We start from the raw sequence: 17,018 nt of genomic DNA on the forward strand, positions 1-17,018 counted from the left end.
AAGGTCATCAGTTTTAGCATGTACACCTGCTTTTAAGGATGAGCTGTATACGTCCTCTGGTTTAATAATAAATTTCGAACGGACAGAGATATGCCAGCAAAAGATCCTGCGGTACCCACGGACGCCACGCTGGGGTACACCTTTCAAAATGATTTTCTGGCGCTTAGCCGGGCATTTTCCCTGCCGGATATTGATTATCATGATATTTCCAGGCGCGAACAGCTGAACGCGGCGCTGAAGCGCTGGCCGCTGCTGGCAGAGTTTGCAGAGAAAAAATAAGGAAGCCGGAGATGGCTATTCTGGGATTACAGGGCGTGCGCGGGGGAACTGGCGTCACGTCCATTACGGCTGCACTCGCCTGGGCCCTGCAATTGCTCGGTGAAAGCGTGCTGGCGATCGACGCCAGCCCGGATAATATGCTGCGCTTTTTCTTTAATACCGATATCCATCATCAGGACGGCTGGGCGCGGGCGCTGCTCGACGGCCGGGACTGGCGTGACGCGGGCTTGCGCTATACGCAGCATATCGATCTACTGCCGTTTGGCCAGCTCAGCGCCGGCGAAAGAGAAAATGTCGACCAGCTGCAGCCCACCCTGGGGGCGATAGCGGAGGCAGTACAGCAGCTACAGGGCCAGTACCGCTGGCTGCTGCTGGATCTGCCGGCGGGTTATTCGCCGTTGACCCGCGAGCTGCTGACGCTTTGCGATCGCTCGCTGGTGGTGGTTCATCCCGACGCCAATAGCCATATCCGTCTACACCAGCAGCCCCTCCCGGCCAACGGCGATATTCTGATTAACGATCTGCGGGTCGGCAGCCAACTGCAGGAAGATCTCTACCAGCTGTGGCTGGAGAGCCAGCCGCGCATCCTGCCGGTGACGATTCACCGCGACGAGGCGATGGCCGAGTGCCTGGCGGCGAAACAACCTCTCGGGGAGTATCGTCAGGATTCGCTGGCGGCGGAAGAGGTGCTGACCCTGGCGAACTGGTGCCTGATCCACTATTCCGCCGGGAGAGCGGCATGATCCGCCTCAGTACGCTGCTGCTGGCCCCGCCGGTGGGGGAGCGGCTGCGTGCGCGCTATGATGACTATCGGCAGCACGGCGCTTCGTGGCTGTCGGCGTCGCTTGGCTGTCTGTGGGCGTCGCTGGTCTGGGCGCTGATGCCGCTGGAGACGCCGCGCTGGCAGGCGATTCTGGCCCGCCATGAAACCTATTTTCCCCACATAAATCCGCATCGCCCGCGTCCGCTGGATCCGCTGCGCTACCTGCTGCAATCCCTGTGGTTACTGACGACGCGCGTGCCGGAGCCGGAGAAAAAGGTCAACTGGCGTTCGCTGGCGGCGCTGGAAGGGGTGCACGGTCGCTATACGCAGTGGCTGGAAAAATTGCCTGAGCAGATGAACGCCCGCACCGGCCATCTGGATAAACAGAAAGAGCTGGCGCACCTCAATCCTAAACTGCGCCGGGCGATCCTTGGGGGGGTGACCTTCTGCTCGCTGGTGCTGGCGCTGATGTGTATTACGCAGCCCTTTAACCCGCTGTCGCAGTTTATCTTCCTGATGCTGCTGTGGGGCGTGGCGCTGCTGGTGCGACGCATCCCGGGCCGTTTCTCGGCGCTGATGCTGATCGTGCTGTCGCTGACGGTGTCGTGCCGCTATATCTGGTGGCGCTATACCTCGACGCTGAACTGGAACGACCCGGTAAGTCTGGTGTGCGGGATCATTCTGCTGTTCGCAGAGACCTACGCCTGGGTGGTGCTGGTGCTGGGCTACTTCCAGGTGGTCTGGCCGCTGAATCGCCAGCCGGTGCCGCTGCCGGAGGACATGGATTTGTGGCCAACCGTGGACATCTTCGTCCCCACCTATAACGAAGATCTCAACGTGGTGAAAAACACCATTTACGCCTCGCAGGGCATCGACTGGCCGAAGGACAAGCTGAACATCTGGATCCTCGACGACGGCGGACGGGAAGCGTTTCGCCAGTTTGCCAAAGATGTTGGGGTGCACTATATCGCCCGCACCAGCCACGAACACGCCAAGGCCGGCAACATCAATAATGCGCTGAAATATGCCAAAGGGGAGTTCGTCTCGATCTTTGACTGCGACCATGTGCCGACGCGCTCGTTTCTGCAGATGACCATGGGCTGGTTTCTGAAAGAGAAAGAGCTGGCGATGATGCAGACCCCGCACCACTTCTTCTCGCCCGATCCCTTTGAGCGCAACCTTGGTCGTTTTCGCAAAACGCCGAACGAAGGGACGCTATTCTACGGCCTGGTGCAGGACGGGAACGACATGTGGGACGCCACCTTCTTCTGCGGCTCCTGCGCCGTTATCCGCCGCGGCCCGCTGGATGAAATTGGCGGGATAGCCGTCGAAACGGTGACCGAAGATGCCCACACCTCGCTGCGTCTGCACCGGCGGGGATATACCTCCGCCTATATGCGTATTCCGCAGGCGGCGGGGCTGGCGACGGAGAGTTTATCCGCGCATATCGGCCAGCGCATCCGCTGGGCGCGCGGGATGGTGCAGATATTCCGCCTCGATAATCCGCTGTTTGGCAAAGGCCTGAAGCTGGTGCAGCGCGTCTGCTACGCCAACGCCATGCTTCACTTTCTCTCCGGTATTCCGCGCCTCATCTTCCTCACGGCGCCGCTGGCCTTTTTGCTGCTCCATGCCTATATCATTTATGCGCCAGCGCTGATGATCGCGCTATTCGTGTTGCCGCACATGATCCACGCCAGCCTGACCAACTCGAAGATTCAGGGCAAATATCGCCATTCGTTCTGGAGTGAAATTTACGAGACGGTGCTGGCCTGGTATATCGCGCCGCCCACTTTTGTGGCGCTGATCAACCCGCATAAAGGCAAGTTCAACGTCACCGCGAAGGGCGGGCTGGTGGAAGAGGAGTATGTCGACTGGGTGATCTCCCGGCCCTATATCTACCTGGTGCTGCTCAATCTGGTCGGCGTCGCGGTGGGGATCTGGCGCTTCATGTACGGCCCGGAAAATGAAATCCTCACCGTCTGGGTGAGTATTGTCTGGGTATTCTACAACCTGATTATTCTTGGCGGCGCGGTGGCGGTCTCGGTTGAAAGCAAGCAGGTTCGCCGTTCGCACCGTGTCGAAATGAGCATGCCGGCGGCTATCGCCCGCGAAGATGGTCACCTGTTCTCCTGCACCGTCCACGACTATTCCGACGGCGGACTGGGGATCAAAATTAACGGCGACGCGCAGGTGCTGGAAGGCCAGAACGCCAGGCTGCTGCTCAAACGGGGACAGCAGGAGTATGCCTTCCCGGTCAGGGTCGCGCGGGTCAACGGCAGCGAAGTGGGGCTCCAGCTGCTGCCGTTAACCAACCAGCAGCATATCGATTTTGTGCAGTGTACGTTTGCCCGCGCTGATACGTGGGCGCTTTGGCAGGATAGCTTCCCGGAAGATAAGCCGATGGAAAGCCTGCTGGATATCCTCAAGCTGGGCTTCCGTGGCTATCGTCACCTGGCGGAGTTTTCGCCGCCGTCGGTGAAGGTGGTTTTCCGCGCGCTCACTTCGCTGGTGGCCTGGATAGCGTCGTTTGTACCCCGACGCCCTGAACGCGCCGCGCCGACGCTCTCCGCAGACCCGGCAATGGCTCAACAATGATGATAATGCGATGAAAAGAAAACTTTCCTGGATGTGTGCAGTAGCGGTGGGCATGTGCAGCTGGTATCCACTGGCCTCTTACGCGGCGCCGGCCGCGGTGGCGAACGCTGCCCCTGGCGTTCAGCCGCAGGCCGCGACCCCGGCTGCGCCGATCGTGGTGGGCGAGCCGACGGCGACCCTCGCCGAACCGACCGCTCCGGCGGCGGTGGCCGAGAACGTGCCGCAGCGGGAGGTGAAGCTGAGCTTTGCCACCATCGCGCCGCCGCCCGGCAGCATCGTGCTGCGCGGCTCACGGCCTGACGCGTCGGTCGAATTCGGCATGCGCAGCGATGAGCTGGTCGCCAACGCGCTGCTCAATCTGGAATACACCCCATCGCCCTCGCTGCTGCCCGTGCAGTCGCAGTTGAAGGTCTATCTTAACGATGAGCTGATGGGCGTCCTGCCCGTCACTAAAGAGCAGCTGGGGAAAAAGATCCGCGCGCAGCTGCCGATTGACCCGCTGTACATCACCGACTTCAACCGCGTACGGCTGGAGTTTGTCGGCCACTACCGCGACGTCTGCGAAAACCCGGCCAGCAGTACGCTGTGGCTGGACGTCGGACGCGAAAGCTATCTGGATCTCACCTACCAGTCGCTGAAGGTAAATAACGATCTGTCACACTTCCCGGTGCCGTTCTACGATCCGCGCGATAACCGCCCGCTGAAGCTGCCGATGATTTTCCCGGGCTCGCCAGCGGTCACCCAGCAGCAGGCGGCGGCGATAGTCGCCTCCTGGTTCGGCAGCAAGGCCGGCTGGCGCGGCCAGCAGTTCCCGGTCTATTTCAATGAACTGCCGGATCGTAACGCCATTGTCTTCGCCACCAACGACAAGCGTCCGGACTTCCTGCGCGATCATCCGCCGGTCAAGGCGCCGACCATCGAAATGATCGACAACCCGAACGATCCCTACGTCAAGCTGCTGGTGATTTTCGGCCGCGATGATAACGACCTGCTGCTGGCGGCGAAGGGGATTGCTCAGGGCAATATTCTGTTCCGCGGCAGCAGCGTCACCGTGGACGGCATCAAAACCCTGCAGCCGCGTCAGCCTTACGACGCGCCGAACTGGGTGCGCACCGACCGCTCGGTCACCTTCGCTGAGCTGAAAACCTATGAGCAACAGCTGCAGTCCAGCGGCCTGGTGCCGGATGCCATCACCGTGGCGCTTAACCTGCCGCCGGATCTCTATCTGCTGCGGGCCAACGGCATCGATATGGATCTGAAATACCGCTACACCATGCCGCCGGTGAAGGACAGCTCGCGGATGGATATCAGCCTCAACGACCAGTTCCTGCAGTCGTTCAGCCTTAACAGCTCCCAGGACGTGAACAAACTGATCCTGCGCCTGCCGGTGCTGCAGGGGCTGCTGGACGGCAAATCGGAGGTCACCATCCCCGCGCTGCGTCTTGGGGCGGTCAACCAGCTGCGCTTTGACTTCCAGTATATGAACCCGATGCCCGGCGGCTCCATCGACAACTGTATTACCTTCCAGCCGGTGCAGAACCACGTGGTGATCGGCGACGATTCGACCATCGACTTCTCGAAGTATTATCACTTTATCGCCTTGCCGGACCTGCGCGTCTTCGCCAATGCGGGCTTCCCTTACAGCCGTATGGCGGACCTTTCCGACACGCTGGTGGTGGTGCCGAAGGCGCCGACCCAGGGCCAGGTGGCGACGCTGCTGCAGGCGCTGGGGGGCATCGGTTCGCAGACCGGTCTGGCGGCGATTAATCTGCAAATGACCGACGATGGCAACCAGATCAAGAATAAAGACGCGGATCTGCTGCTGATCGGCGCGATCCCGTCGTCGCTCAAGGACGACACCAAAATCAACCTGCTGGTCGAGGCGACCAAAAGCTGGGTGAAAATGCCGATGCGCCACTATGACCTGGCGAGCATTTATCCCGACGATGAGGCCCGCACGCCCAATACCCGCACCGACATTACCTCTTCCGGGCCGATGGCGGCGGTGATTGGCTTCCAGTCGCCGTATAACGATCAGCGCAGCGTGGTGGCCCTGCTGGCCGACAGCCCGCGCGGTAATGAACTGCTGACCAACGCCCTCAACGACAGCGGTAAGCGGGCAGCGATGTTTGGCTCGGTGGCGGTGATCCGCGAATCCGGCGTCAACAGTCTGCGGGTGGGGGATATTTACTACGTGGGTCATCTGCCCTGGTTCGAGCGCATCTGGTTCGCGCTCTCTAACCACCCGATACTGCTGGCGATCTTCGCCGCCATCAGCATTGTGCTGCTGGCATGGGTGCTGTGGCGCATGCTGCGCATCATCAGCCGCCGCCGTCTTAGCCTGGATGATGAGTAAACCATGATGAAAGTACTTTGTGGCGCGGTGCTCTCGGCGCTGCTGCTGGCGGCGGGCCAGGTGGGCGCCGCCTGCCAGTGGCCCGCCTGGGAGCAGTTTAAACAAGCGTACGTCAGCCCCGAGGGACGGGTGATTGACCCCAGCGATGCGCGCAAAATCTCCACCTCCGAAGGGCAGAGCTATGGCCTGTTTTTCGCCCTGGCGGCCAACGATCGCGCAGGGTTCGACAAACTGCTGACCTGGACGCAGAACAACCTGGCGGAAGGCGATCTGAAACAACATTTGCCGGGCTGGCTGTGGGGCAAAAAGGACGATGAGCAGTGGACCCTGCTGGACAGCAACTCGGCGTCCGACTCGGATCTGTGGATAGCCTGGGCGCTGCTGGAGGCGGGGCGCCTGTGGCAACAGCCGCAGTACACCGAGACCGGAAAAGCCCTGCTGGCGCGGATTGTCGCTGAAGAGACGGTGGCGGTGCCGGGCCTCGGCACGATGCTGCTGCCGGGAAAAGTCGGTTTTGCCGATGACAGCGGCTGGCGGTTTAACCCCAGCTATCTTCCGCCGCAGCTGGCCACCTACTTTGTGCGTTTTGGCGCGCCGTGGCCCGCTCTGCGCGACAGTAACCTGCGCCTGCTGCTGGAGACCGCGCCGAAAGGCTTTACCCCGGACTGGGTACGCTATGAGAAAGGGAAAGGCTGGCAGCTGAAAACCGAAAAGCCGCCGATCGGCAGCTATGACGCGATTCGCGTCTACCTGTGGGTGGGCATGCTCCATAATGGCGATAAGCAGAAAGCGCGTCTGCTGCAACGCTTCGCGCCGATGGCGGCGCAGACCACGGAGCAGGGGGCACCCCCGGAGAAAGTGAATATCGCCACCGGCAAAACCAGCGGTCAGGGGCCAGTGGGCTTCTCCGCGGCAATGCTGCCGTTTTTACAGGACGACGAGGCCCGGTCGGTGCAACGCCAGCGCGTCGCCGATAACTATCCCGGCGCGGATGCCTACTACAGCGCAGTTCTGACGCTGTTCGGCCAGGGTTGGGATCAACACCGTTTTCGTTTCACGGCGAGTGGCGAATTACAACCTGACTGGAACCAGGAATGCGCAAGCTCTCACTAAGTTTACTCACGCTGTCCCTCGGCGTTGCGCTGCTGCCGTTAGCGCAGGCGGCGACGACGCCTGCCCAGGAGCATCTGCTGGAGCAGGTCCGCCTCGGCGAGGCCAGCAATCGTGAAGACCTGGTGCGCCAGTCGCTGTACCGTCTGGAGCTGATTGATCCCAACAACCCGGAGCTGATTGCCGCGCGGATGCGCTATCTGCTGCGTCAGGGGGATGCCGCCGGGGCGCAAAAAGAGCTGGAACGACTGACGAAGCTGGCGCCGGACTCCCCGGAGCTGAAGGCGTCGCGCAATGAGATGAAAAGCAATACCGGCGAGGGCCGCCAGGCGCTGCAGCAGGCGCGACTGCTGGGCGTGGCCGGGAAGGTCGATGAAGCCATCGCCGCCTATGAAAAACTGTACGGCGGGGTGCCGGATGACGTTGACGTCGCCATTGAATACTGGACGCTGGTGGCGCGCCTGCCGGCCCGCCATAGCGAAGGCGTCAGCCAGTTGAAAAAACTGAACGCCAGCGCGCCGGGCAACGTCAGCCTGCTGACTTCGCTGGCGAAGCAGATGTTCGCCGATAACAAACCGCAGGAGGGGTTCGCCTATCTGGCGGAGATGGCCCGATCGGCCTCGGGACGCGGTATCGCCGCCGATATGTGGTTCAGTGAGGTGAAAAGCATGCCGGTGAGTAAGGCCAGCGTGCAGGCGTTGCAGCAATTTCTTCTGCAGTTTCCCACCGGCTCGGTGGCGGCGAACGCCCGCGTTCTGCTCGACCAACAGCAGGCGCAGCTGCAGGATCCGACTTTCCGCGCCCGCTCGGAAGGGCTGGCGGCGGTCAAGTCCGGGAATACCACGCAGGCGGTCGCGGATCTGCAGAAAGCCGTTCAGGCCGACAGCCGCGACAGCGACGCGGTGGGCGCTCTCGGCCAGGCCTATTCCCAGCGCGGCGACCGCGCGCGGGCAGTGGCGCAGCTCAGTAAAGCGATTGCCATGGACCCTGACAGCCCGAACCGCGGCAAGTGGGACAGCCTGCTGCAAACTAACCGCTACTGGCTGCTGATAAAGCAGGGGGATAACGCCCTGAAAGCCGGCCAGCTTTCGCAGGCGCAGAACTATTATGCCCAGGCGCAGCGGGTCGATCGCACCGACAGCTATGCCGTGCTGGGGCTGGGGGATGTCGCGGCGGCGCGCAAAGAGGCGGCGGCGGCGGAGCGCTATTACCAGCAGGCGTTGCGCCTGGATCGCGGCAATAACCTGGCGGTGCGCGGCCTGGCCAACCTCTATCGCGCCGAATCGCCGGAGAAAGCCAGCGCCTGGATCGCCGGCCTCCCTCCCGCTCAGCGGCGCAGTATCGATGATATTGAGCGCAGCCTGACTAACGACCGGCTGGAGAAACAGGCGCAGGCTCTGGAGAGCCAGGGCAACTGGGCGCAGGCGGCGGAAGTTCAGCGTCGGCGCCTGGCGCTGGATCCGGACAGCGTCTGGATAACCTACCGTCTGGCGCGGGATCTGGTCAGCGCTGGCGAACGCCAGGAGGCCGACGCGCTGATGCGGACGATGGTCAACCGCCAGCCGCAGGACGCCGAACGGGTCTACGCCTCGGGACTCTACCTGTCGGGGAACGACCAGGACGATCTGGCTCTGGCGCAAATCGCCGCTCTGCCGCGCAGCGCGTGGACGGATAACATTCGTGAACTCGAAGCGCGCCTGCAAAGCGACCGGGTGCTGCGCCAGGCCAACCAGCTGCGCGACAGCGGCGACGAAGCGCAGGCGATCGCCCTCATCAAACGGCAGCCGTCTTCAGTACGCTATGACCTGACGCTGGCCGACTGGGCGCAGCAGCGCGGCGACAGCCAGACGGCGATTGCCGACTATCAGCGGGTGCTGCGTCAGGAGGCCGACAACGGCGATGCGCGCCTCGGCCTTGCGGAAGTCTACCTGGCCGAGGGCGATAAACCGGCCGCCCGGGCGCAGGTCATGCAGCTGAAAGGCGCAGAGACCGAATCCATGAACATGCAGCGGCGGGTGGCGCTGGCGCGAGCTGGCCTTGGCGATACCGCTGACGCGCAACGGATTTTTAATCAGATTGTGCCGCAGGCGAAGGCGCAGCCGCCCTCGATGGAGAGCGCGCTGGTGCTGCGCGATGCCGCGCGCTTTGCCACCCAGAGCGGGGCGCCGCAGCAGGCGCTGACGCACTACCGGGAAGCGATGGTGGCCTCCGGCATTACCCCCGCGCAGCCGCAGGATAACGATACTTTTACGCGGCTGACGCGCAACGACAGCCATGATGACTGGCTGAAGCGCGGGATCCGCAGCGATGCCGCCGACCTTTATCGTCAGCAGGATCTGAACGTCACCCTGGAACATGACTTCTGGGGTTCCAGCGGCACCGGCGGCTATTCCGACCTGAAGGCGCATACCACCATGCTGCAGGTGGATGCTCCGCTGGCGGATGGCCGGATGTTCTTCCGCACCGACCTGGTCAATATGGATGCCGGCAGCTTTTCCACCCACAGCGACGGGAGCTACTCGCCCAGCTGGGGCACCTGCGGGGAGATCGCCTGTACCAGCGGCAGTAAAAATCAGACCGACAGCGGGGCCAGCGTGGCGGTCGGCTGGAAGAATGACACCTGGAGCGGGGATATCGGCACCACGCCGATGGGCTTCAATGTCGTCGATGTGGTGGGGGGGCTGAGCTACAGCAGCGACGTCGGGCCGGTGGGGTACACGGTCAACGTCCACCGGCGGCCTATCTCCAGCTCGCTGCTCTCCTTTGGCGGGCAGAAGGACAGCAGCAGCCATACCGGCGCCACCTGGGGCGGCGTCCGCGCCGACGGCGGCGGCCTGAGCCTGAGCTACGATCGCGGGGAGGCTCACGGCATCTGGTCCTCGCTGGGCGCCGACTCGCTGACCGGTAAAAACGTGGCGGATAACTGGCGCGTGCGCTGGATGACCGGGTACTACTACAAGGTCATCAACGAGAATAATCGTCGCGTCACCGTCGGCCTCAACAATATGATCTGGCACTACGACAAAGATCTCAGCGGCTACACCCTCGGCCAGGGCGGCTATTACAGCCCACAGGAGTATCTCTCGTTCGCCGTGCCGGTGACCTGGCGTCAGCGCACCGAGAACTGGTCCTGGGAGCTCGGCGGGTCGGTGTCATGGTCCCATTCGCGCACCCAGACGCAAGCCCGCTATCCGCTGCTGAACCTGATCCCGTCCGACTACCGGCAGCGCACCAGCGAGCTGACGGAGGAGGGGAGCAGCAGCCATGGATTCGGTTACACCGCCAGAGCGCTGGTGGAGCGGCGGGTGACCAGCAACTGGTTCGTCGGCGCCGCGGTCGATATTCAGCAGGCGAAGGATTACACCCCGAGCCATGCGCTGCTTTACGTCCGCTACTCGGCGGCCGGCTGGCAGGGGGATCTGGATATGCCGCCCCAGCCGCTGGTGCCCTACGCCGACTGGTAGCAGAATAGGCTGAATTACGTTACAGAGCGCCACTCCGCGACGCGCTTCGCGTATACTCGTGAGGCGTTGCCCACCGTTGGCCGTCGGGGGATGTATCCCGGCGTCCGCGCCACCGCGCGGAAATATCCCGTCACTTCATCCCTCGCGGGCGTGGGCGAAGGATTTAAGTATATAATCAGCCTGAAACGACCGGGATTGAAGGATTGATACCGGGTATGTATTCAGTATCAGTGGAGAACACCGTTGCGCGTCAGCCGTTCACTTACAATCAAACAGATGGCGATGGTCGCGAGCGTGTCCATGGCCTTTGTATTGGTTTTTTGCACTATTTTGCTGTTTCACTTTGTGCAACAGAGTCGCTTTACCACGGCCACGCAGTTAGAAAGTATCGCGCGATCCGTTCGCGAACCGCTGTCTGCGGCTATTCTGAAAGCCGATATTCCGGAAGCGGAAGCCATTTTAAGCCGTATCCAGCCTGCTGGCATCGTCAGCCGGGCGGATGTGGTATTGCCGAACCAGTTCCAGGCGCTGCGGATGCGATTTATCCCCGAGCGGCCGGTGCCGGTAACCGTCACCCGGCTGTTTGAGCTGCCGGTGCAGATTTCGCTGCCCATTTATTCGCTGGAGCGACCGGCCAACCCGCAGCCGCTGGCCTATCTGGTGCTGCAGGCCGACTCCTATCGCATGTATAAATTCGTCATGAGCGCCCTTGCTACGTTAGTGACTGCTTACTTACTTCTGGTGCTGATGCTGACGGTGGCGCTCACCTGGTGCATCAACCGGCTGATGGTTCGCCCTCTGCGGCGTATCGCCCGCGAGCTGAACGATCTCTCCCAGCAGGAGCGTCTTGGCCATCAGCTGACCCTCCCGCGCCTGCACCATGACGACGAGATCGGTATGCTGGTGCGCAGCTATAACCGCAACCAGCAGAGCCTGGTCCGCCAGCATGATGAGATGTCCATCCAGTCGACCCGCTTCCCGGTCTCCGAGCTGCCGAATAAAGCCTTTTTGCTGGCGATGCTGGAGCAGACGGTGGCCCGCCCGCAGAGCGCCGCGCTGATCGTCGTCGCCTGTGAAACCCTGCAGGACGCCGCCGGGGTCCTCAAGGAGAGTCAGCGCGAAATGCTGCTCCTGACGCTGGTGGAGAAGCTGCGGGCCGCGATCCCGCCGCAGATGGTGCTGGCTCAGGTGAGCGGGTATGACTTCGCGATTCTCGCCGATGGCCTCGCCGAACCGTGGCAGGCGGTAACGTTAAGTAAGCAAGTGCTCACTATTATTAATGAGCGTTTACCGCTGCATGGGCTGCAGCTGCGGCCCTACGCCAGCGTCGGGATCGCCATGTTCCACGCCGGGCTCAACGCCGAGCAGTTTTACCGGCGCGCGGTGTCGGCCGCTGTCACCGCACGACGTAAAGGCAAAAACCAGATCGAGTTCTTCGATCCCGAGCAGATGGAAAAGGCTCAGCGCCGCCTGATGGAAGAGCACGATATTATGACCGCGCTCGATAACCAGCAGTTCGCGATCTGGCTGCAGCCGCAGGTGGCCTGCGCCAGCGGCGAGATCTGCGGCGCCGAGGTACTGCTGCGCCAGCGGCAGGCGGATGGCAGCTGGTCGCTACCGCCGTCGCTGATTGAGCGCATTGAGTCCTGCGGGCTGATTATCCCGGTCGGCTACTGGGTAATGGAAGAGGCCTGCCGCCAGCTTGCGGCCTGGCAAAGCCAGGGGATTATGCTGCCGCTGTCGGTCAATGTTTCGCTGCTCCAGCTGCTGGAGCATGACCGCGGCGAGGAGATGCTGAAGCTGATCGCCCGCTACCGCATCGCCCCGGGCACCCTCATCCTCGAGGTGACGGAGAGCTGCCGGATGGACGATCCGCAGGATGTGATGGCCCGGTTGCGCCCGCTGCGCGAGGCCGGGGTGCAGATTGCGCTGGATGATTTTGGCATGGGTTATGCCGGGTTGCACCAGCTGCAGCAGATGAAGGCCCTGCCGGTGGATATTCTGAAAATTGATAAGGTATTCATCGATATGCTGCCGGAGGATGTCAGCATGGTGCCGGCGATGATCCAGCTCGCGCGCGGCCTGTCGCTGCGTATCGTGGCGGAAGGGGTGGAGAACGACGCCCAGTACCGCTGGTTGCAAGCCGCGGGCGTCGAGGTGCTCCAGGGCCATCTGTTCGGTTGCGCTTTGCCGCAGGAGGCATTCAGCGCGCGCTATCTCTCCCCGGTTCGGGAGGGTGCAAATTTGTAAATGTTTTGTTGACTTGTGCGAGTCAGCTCAAAGATTTTAACAATTGCGTTGCACTTTCGGCGTTAGTTATTTCTGAAATGTTTCCAGGGTGTTATTTTTAAGCCACAGACGTCAAATATCCCTTCTTGCTCTGTGGTTATTCCCAAAGGACACCCTATGAAAACCTCTATCTTTAAAAGCCTCTATGTCCAGGTTCTGACGGCCATAGCGATCGGTATTCTGCTGGGCCATTTTTACCCGGAACTGGGCGCGCAAATGAAACCCTTCGGCGACGCCTTCGTTAAGCTGATTAAAATGGTGATTGCTCCGGTGATCTTCTGTACCGTCGTGACGGGGATCGCCGGGATGGAAAGCATGAAAGCCGTTGGCCGTACCGGGGCGGTGGCGTTGCTCTATTTCGAAGTGGTCAGCACCATCGCGCTGATTATCGGTCTGATTATCGTCAACGTGGTGCAGCCGGGCGCCGGGATGAACGTCGACCCGTCGACGCTCGATGCGAAAGCGGTGGCGGTGTACGCTGAGCAGGCTAAAGATCAAGGGGTAGTGGCCTTTTTACTGGATGTGATCCCGGGCAGCGTCATTGGCGCCTTCGCCAGCGGCAACATTCTGCAGGTTCTGCTGTTCGCCGTCCTGTTTGGTTTTGCCCTGCACCGTCTGGGCAGCAAGGGCCAGCTGATTTTCAACGTCATTGAAAGCTTCTCCCAGGTTATCTTCGGCATTATCAATATGATCATGCGCCTGGCGCCGATCGGCGCCTTCGGAGCCATGGCCTTTACCATCGGTAAATATGGCGTCGGCACCCTGGTGCAGCTGGGTCAGCTGATTATTTGCTTCTATATCACTTGTATCCTGTTCGTGGTGGTGGTGCTGGGGAGCATCGCCCGGGCCACCGGCTTCAGCATCTTCAAATTTATCCGCTATATCCGGGAAGAGCTGCTGATTGTGCTGGGGACCTCCTCATCAGAATCGGCGCTGCCGAGAATGCTCGACAAGATGGAGAAGCTGGGCTGCCGTAAATCGGTGGTAGGCCTGGTGATCCCGACCGGCTATTCGTTCAACCTCGATGGCACCTCTATCTATCTGACGATGGCCGCAGTCTTTATCGCCCAGGCGACCAACAGCCATATGGATATTTTCCATCAGATCACCCTGCTGGTGGTGCTGTTGCTCTCCTCGAAAGGGGCGGCAGGGGTGACCGGCAGCGGCTTCATCGTGCTGGCGGCGACTATCTCGGCCGTCGGTCATTTACCGGTGGCTGGTCTGGCGCTGATCCTCGGTATCGACCGCTTTATGTCCGAAGCCCGCGCGCTGACTAACCTGGTGGGTAACGGCGTTGCCACGGTGGTGGTGGCGAAATGGGTGAAAGAACTGGATGCCAAACAGATGGATGACGTTCTGAATAACCGTGTTCCGGCGAACAAAACGCACGAATTATCCTCTTAAATCCTCCTCTTAGGCCCGTACTCCCTTGCTGGAGTACGGCCTCCTGCGCATAATTAGAGGTCATTCCCGCCCGGCGGGAATGACACGAAATGATTATTTTACGTTGTCATGCGACATTTTCGTCTCCGTGTGGTCTAACCGACGTATTTCACTCTCACTTTTTTCGGCAGCCCGTCAGTGGGGTGCTGTTGTAACCAGGAATGTTCATCAGGGGTTCACATGCAGGGCACAACAATTAAACTCTTAACGGGCGGTTTGCTGATGGTAGCGGCGGCCGGTTATGTGCAGGCAGAAGCGCTCCAGCCTGATCCGGCCTGGCAACAAGGGACCTTAGCGAATGGTTTGTCGTGGCAGGTATTGGCCACGCCGCAACGTCCCAGCGACCGTATCGAAGTCCGTTTGTCCGTCAATATTGGCTCGCTGAGCGAAAGCACTCAGCAGAGCGGTTTCAGCCGCTTTATTCCCCGCCTGGCGTTGACGCAAAGCGGCAGCCTGCCGACGATGCAGGCGCGCTCTTTATGGCAGCAGAGTATTGACCCGAAGCGTCCTCTGCCGCCGGCCATCGTCTCCTACGATTACACGATGTTTAATCTCAGCCTGCCCAATAACCGCAACGATCTGTTGAAAGAGGCGCTGAGCTGGCTGGCGGACGCCAGCGGTAAACTGGCCATTACGCCTGAATCGATCAATCATGCGCTGCAGGGCAGCGACATGGTGGCGACCTGGCCACTGGATACCAAAGAGGGTTGGTGGCGCTATCGCCTGAAAGGGTCCACCATGCTGGGCCATGACCCCGCCGCGCCGCTGAAGCAGCCGATCGATGTGGCGCAGCTGAAAGACTTTTATCAAAAATGGTACACCCCCGACGCCATGACGCTGATCGTGGTGGGGAATGTCGACAGCCGCAGCGTTGCCGAGCAAATCAATAAGACCTTTGGCGATCTGAAGGGCAAGCGGGAAACCCCCGCAGCGGTGCCGACCTTATCGCCGCTGCCTACCGTGCCGGTCAGCATCATGACCAACGCGGTGCGTCAGGACAAACTGTCCATCATGTGGGATGCGCCATGGCAGCCGATCCGCGACTCCGCGGCGCTGCAGCGCTACTGGCGTGACGATCTCGCCCGTGAAGCGCTGTTCTGGCACGTGCAGCAGAGCCTGAGCAAAAATAACGTGAAGGATATTGGCCTTGGCTTTGACTGCCGGGTGCTATATCAGCGCGCGCAGTGCGCCATCAACATCGATTCCCCGGGCGAGCGCCTGAACAACAACCTGAGCGTGGTTTCGCGCGAGCTGGCGAAAGTGCGGGACAACGGGCTGCCTCAGGAGGAGTTTGACGCGCTTATCGCCCAGAAAAGCCTCGAGCTGCAGAAGCTGTTTGCCACCTATGCGCGCACTGACACCGACATACTGATGAGCCAGCGCATGCGCTCCCTGCAGAATCAGGTGGTGGACATCGCGCCGGAGCAGTACCAGAAGCTGCGTCAGGAGTTCCTCAACTCCCTGACGGTGGACATGCTGAACCAGTATCTGCGCCAGCAGCTCTCGCAGGACATGGCGCTGGTGCTGCAACAGCCGAAGGGCGAACCGGAATACAATATGAAGGAGCTGCAGGCCACCTGGGAAAAACTGATGGCGCCGAATCCGGCGGCCACGGCGGCTAGCGGCAGCGCCGATACGGTTGACGCCCACAGCGAGGCCAGCGACATCCCGCCGGGGCAGTAACCTAACGCCTCTCCGGCGCGCCAGCGGCGGCCGGAGAGCGCTTTGTGCGGAGAATTACTGCGGCATCGCTTCCCGCGGGATGATCGCCCCGCGATACTGGATCACCGTGCTGGCGGTCAGGTGTCCGCGTCTGGCGGCGGATTCGGCATCGCCGCCGGTCAGGCGAACGGCCAGGTAGCCGGCGCTGAAAGAGTCTCCGGCGGCGGTGGTATCCACCACCTTCTCTTTGGCCAGCCTGACGGCCGGCACTTCCCGCAGCGGTTGCCCGCTAACCGAGACCAGGCAGGCATCCGCGCCGCGCTTCACCACCACCTCTTCCACGCCGGCGGCGTGGGTGCGGGCGATCACCTCAGCAACCGGTTTTTCTCCCCACAGCGCGTCTTCATCATCGAGGGTCAGAAACGCGATATCGGTGCAGGCGAGCATCTCCTGATAGACCTGCTGCGTTTCCGCCTGGCTGGCCCACAGGCGCGGACGATAGTTGTTGTCGAAGATCACCTTGCCGCCGTTGGCGCGGCACTCACGCAGCAGCGTGAACAGCTTGTCGCGGCTGGCCGGGCTGAGAATGGCGAGACTGATGCCGCTCAGATAGAGATAGTCGAAAGTGGCCAGCTCTTCGCAAATCGCCGCCGCGCGATCGCTCTCCAGCCAGAACTTTGCCGCCGCCTCGTTGCGCCAGTAGTAGAAGGTGCGCTCGCCGGTGTCATCGGTTTCAATGTAATACAGCCCCGGCAGGCGGTCGGCCATCCGCTGGATAAGATCGGTGTTGACGTTTTCCTGTTGCCAGCTGTCGAGCATCTGCTGGCTGAACGCATCGGTTCCCAGGGCGGTGACGTAGTGGACGCTCAATGCGCTGGCATCCGTCTGCCGCGCGATATAGACCGAGGTGTTTAAGGTATCGCCGCCAAAGCCGCGGTTAACGGCCCCGTTTTTCTCTGACAGCTCAATCATGCATTCGCCAATAACGGCAATTTTTTTAGACATAGCCAGAACCTGCAATGGAATCGATATAAGCGCTAGTGTGCGCTGCGCTGTT

The 17,018-nt window shown here is 61.2% G+C and carries 10 protein-coding genes; 9 read left to right on the plus strand and 1 reads right to left on the minus strand.

Annotated features, from left to right (window positions below):
• Positions 1-90 precede the first annotated feature (90 nt).
• From bcsR to KHQ23_RS06495, 9 genes are all read left to right on the plus strand, one after another.
• Positions 91-279, plus strand: a complete 189-nt coding sequence (bcsR, locus tag KHQ23_RS06455) for a cellulose biosynthesis protein BcsR (protein WP_002921513.1) — start codon at positions 91-93, stop codon at positions 277-279.
• 11 nt (positions 280-290) lie between these two features.
• On the plus strand, positions 291-1,022 hold the full coding sequence (bcsQ, locus tag KHQ23_RS06460; RefSeq protein ID WP_002921510.1) for a cellulose biosynthesis protein BcsQ: 732 nt from the start codon (positions 291-293) through the stop codon (positions 1,020-1,022).
• Complete coding sequence (bcsA, locus tag KHQ23_RS06465) at positions 1,019-3,637, plus strand: UDP-forming cellulose synthase catalytic subunit (protein ID WP_002921508.1); 2,619 nt, start codon at positions 1,019-1,021, stop codon at positions 3,635-3,637. Before bcsQ ends, bcsA begins: the two co-directional genes overlap by 4 nt.
• Before the next feature lie 10 nt (positions 3,638-3,647).
• A complete protein-coding gene (gene bcsB / locus KHQ23_RS06470) occupies positions 3,648-5,993 on the plus strand; it encodes a cellulose biosynthesis cyclic di-GMP-binding regulatory protein BcsB (protein ID WP_009484214.1) in 2,346 nt (781 codons plus the stop codon).
• A gap of 3 nt (positions 5,994-5,996) precedes the next feature.
• Positions 5,997-7,106 carry a cellulose synthase complex periplasmic endoglucanase BcsZ gene (bcsZ, locus tag KHQ23_RS06475; RefSeq protein ID WP_004173946.1) on the plus strand — a complete coding sequence of 370 codons (1,110 nt, stop codon included), beginning with the start codon at positions 5,997-5,999 and terminating at the stop codon, positions 7,104-7,106.
• A complete protein-coding gene (gene bcsC / locus KHQ23_RS06480; RefSeq protein WP_004173947.1) occupies positions 7,088-10,567 on the plus strand; it encodes a cellulose synthase complex outer membrane protein BcsC in 3,480 nt (1,159 codons plus the stop codon). Before bcsZ ends, bcsC begins: the two co-directional genes overlap by 19 nt.
• Before the next feature lie 243 nt (positions 10,568-10,810).
• Positions 10,811-12,817 carry a biofilm formation regulator HmsP gene (hmsP, locus tag KHQ23_RS06485; protein WP_004173948.1) on the plus strand — a complete coding sequence of 669 codons (2,007 nt, stop codon included), beginning with the start codon at positions 10,811-10,813 and terminating at the stop codon, positions 12,815-12,817.
• A 156-nt stretch (positions 12,818-12,973) separates the two neighbouring features.
• Positions 12,974-14,260 (plus strand): dicarboxylate/amino acid:cation symporter, encoded by a 1,287-nt coding sequence (locus tag KHQ23_RS06490; protein WP_002921438.1) that lies wholly within the window; start codon positions 12,974-12,976, stop codon positions 14,258-14,260.
• Between the two features lie 219 nt (positions 14,261-14,479).
• A complete protein-coding gene (locus KHQ23_RS06495; protein WP_002921436.1) occupies positions 14,480-15,982 on the plus strand; it encodes a pitrilysin family protein in 1,503 nt (500 codons plus the stop codon).
• 54 nt (positions 15,983-16,036) lie between these two features.
• On the opposite strand, the gene KHQ23_RS06500 is transcribed toward KHQ23_RS06495, so the two are convergent.
• Complete coding sequence (locus tag KHQ23_RS06500) at positions 16,037-16,966, minus strand: sugar kinase (RefSeq protein ID WP_002921434.1); 930 nt, start codon at positions 16,964-16,966, stop codon at positions 16,037-16,039.
• Positions 16,967-17,018: the final 52 nt, after the last annotated feature.

This window comes from Klebsiella sp. 64 (assembly GCF_018223915.1).
In the GTDB taxonomy this organism is placed as follows: Bacteria; Pseudomonadota; Gammaproteobacteria; order Enterobacterales; family Enterobacteriaceae; genus Klebsiella; species Klebsiella pneumoniae.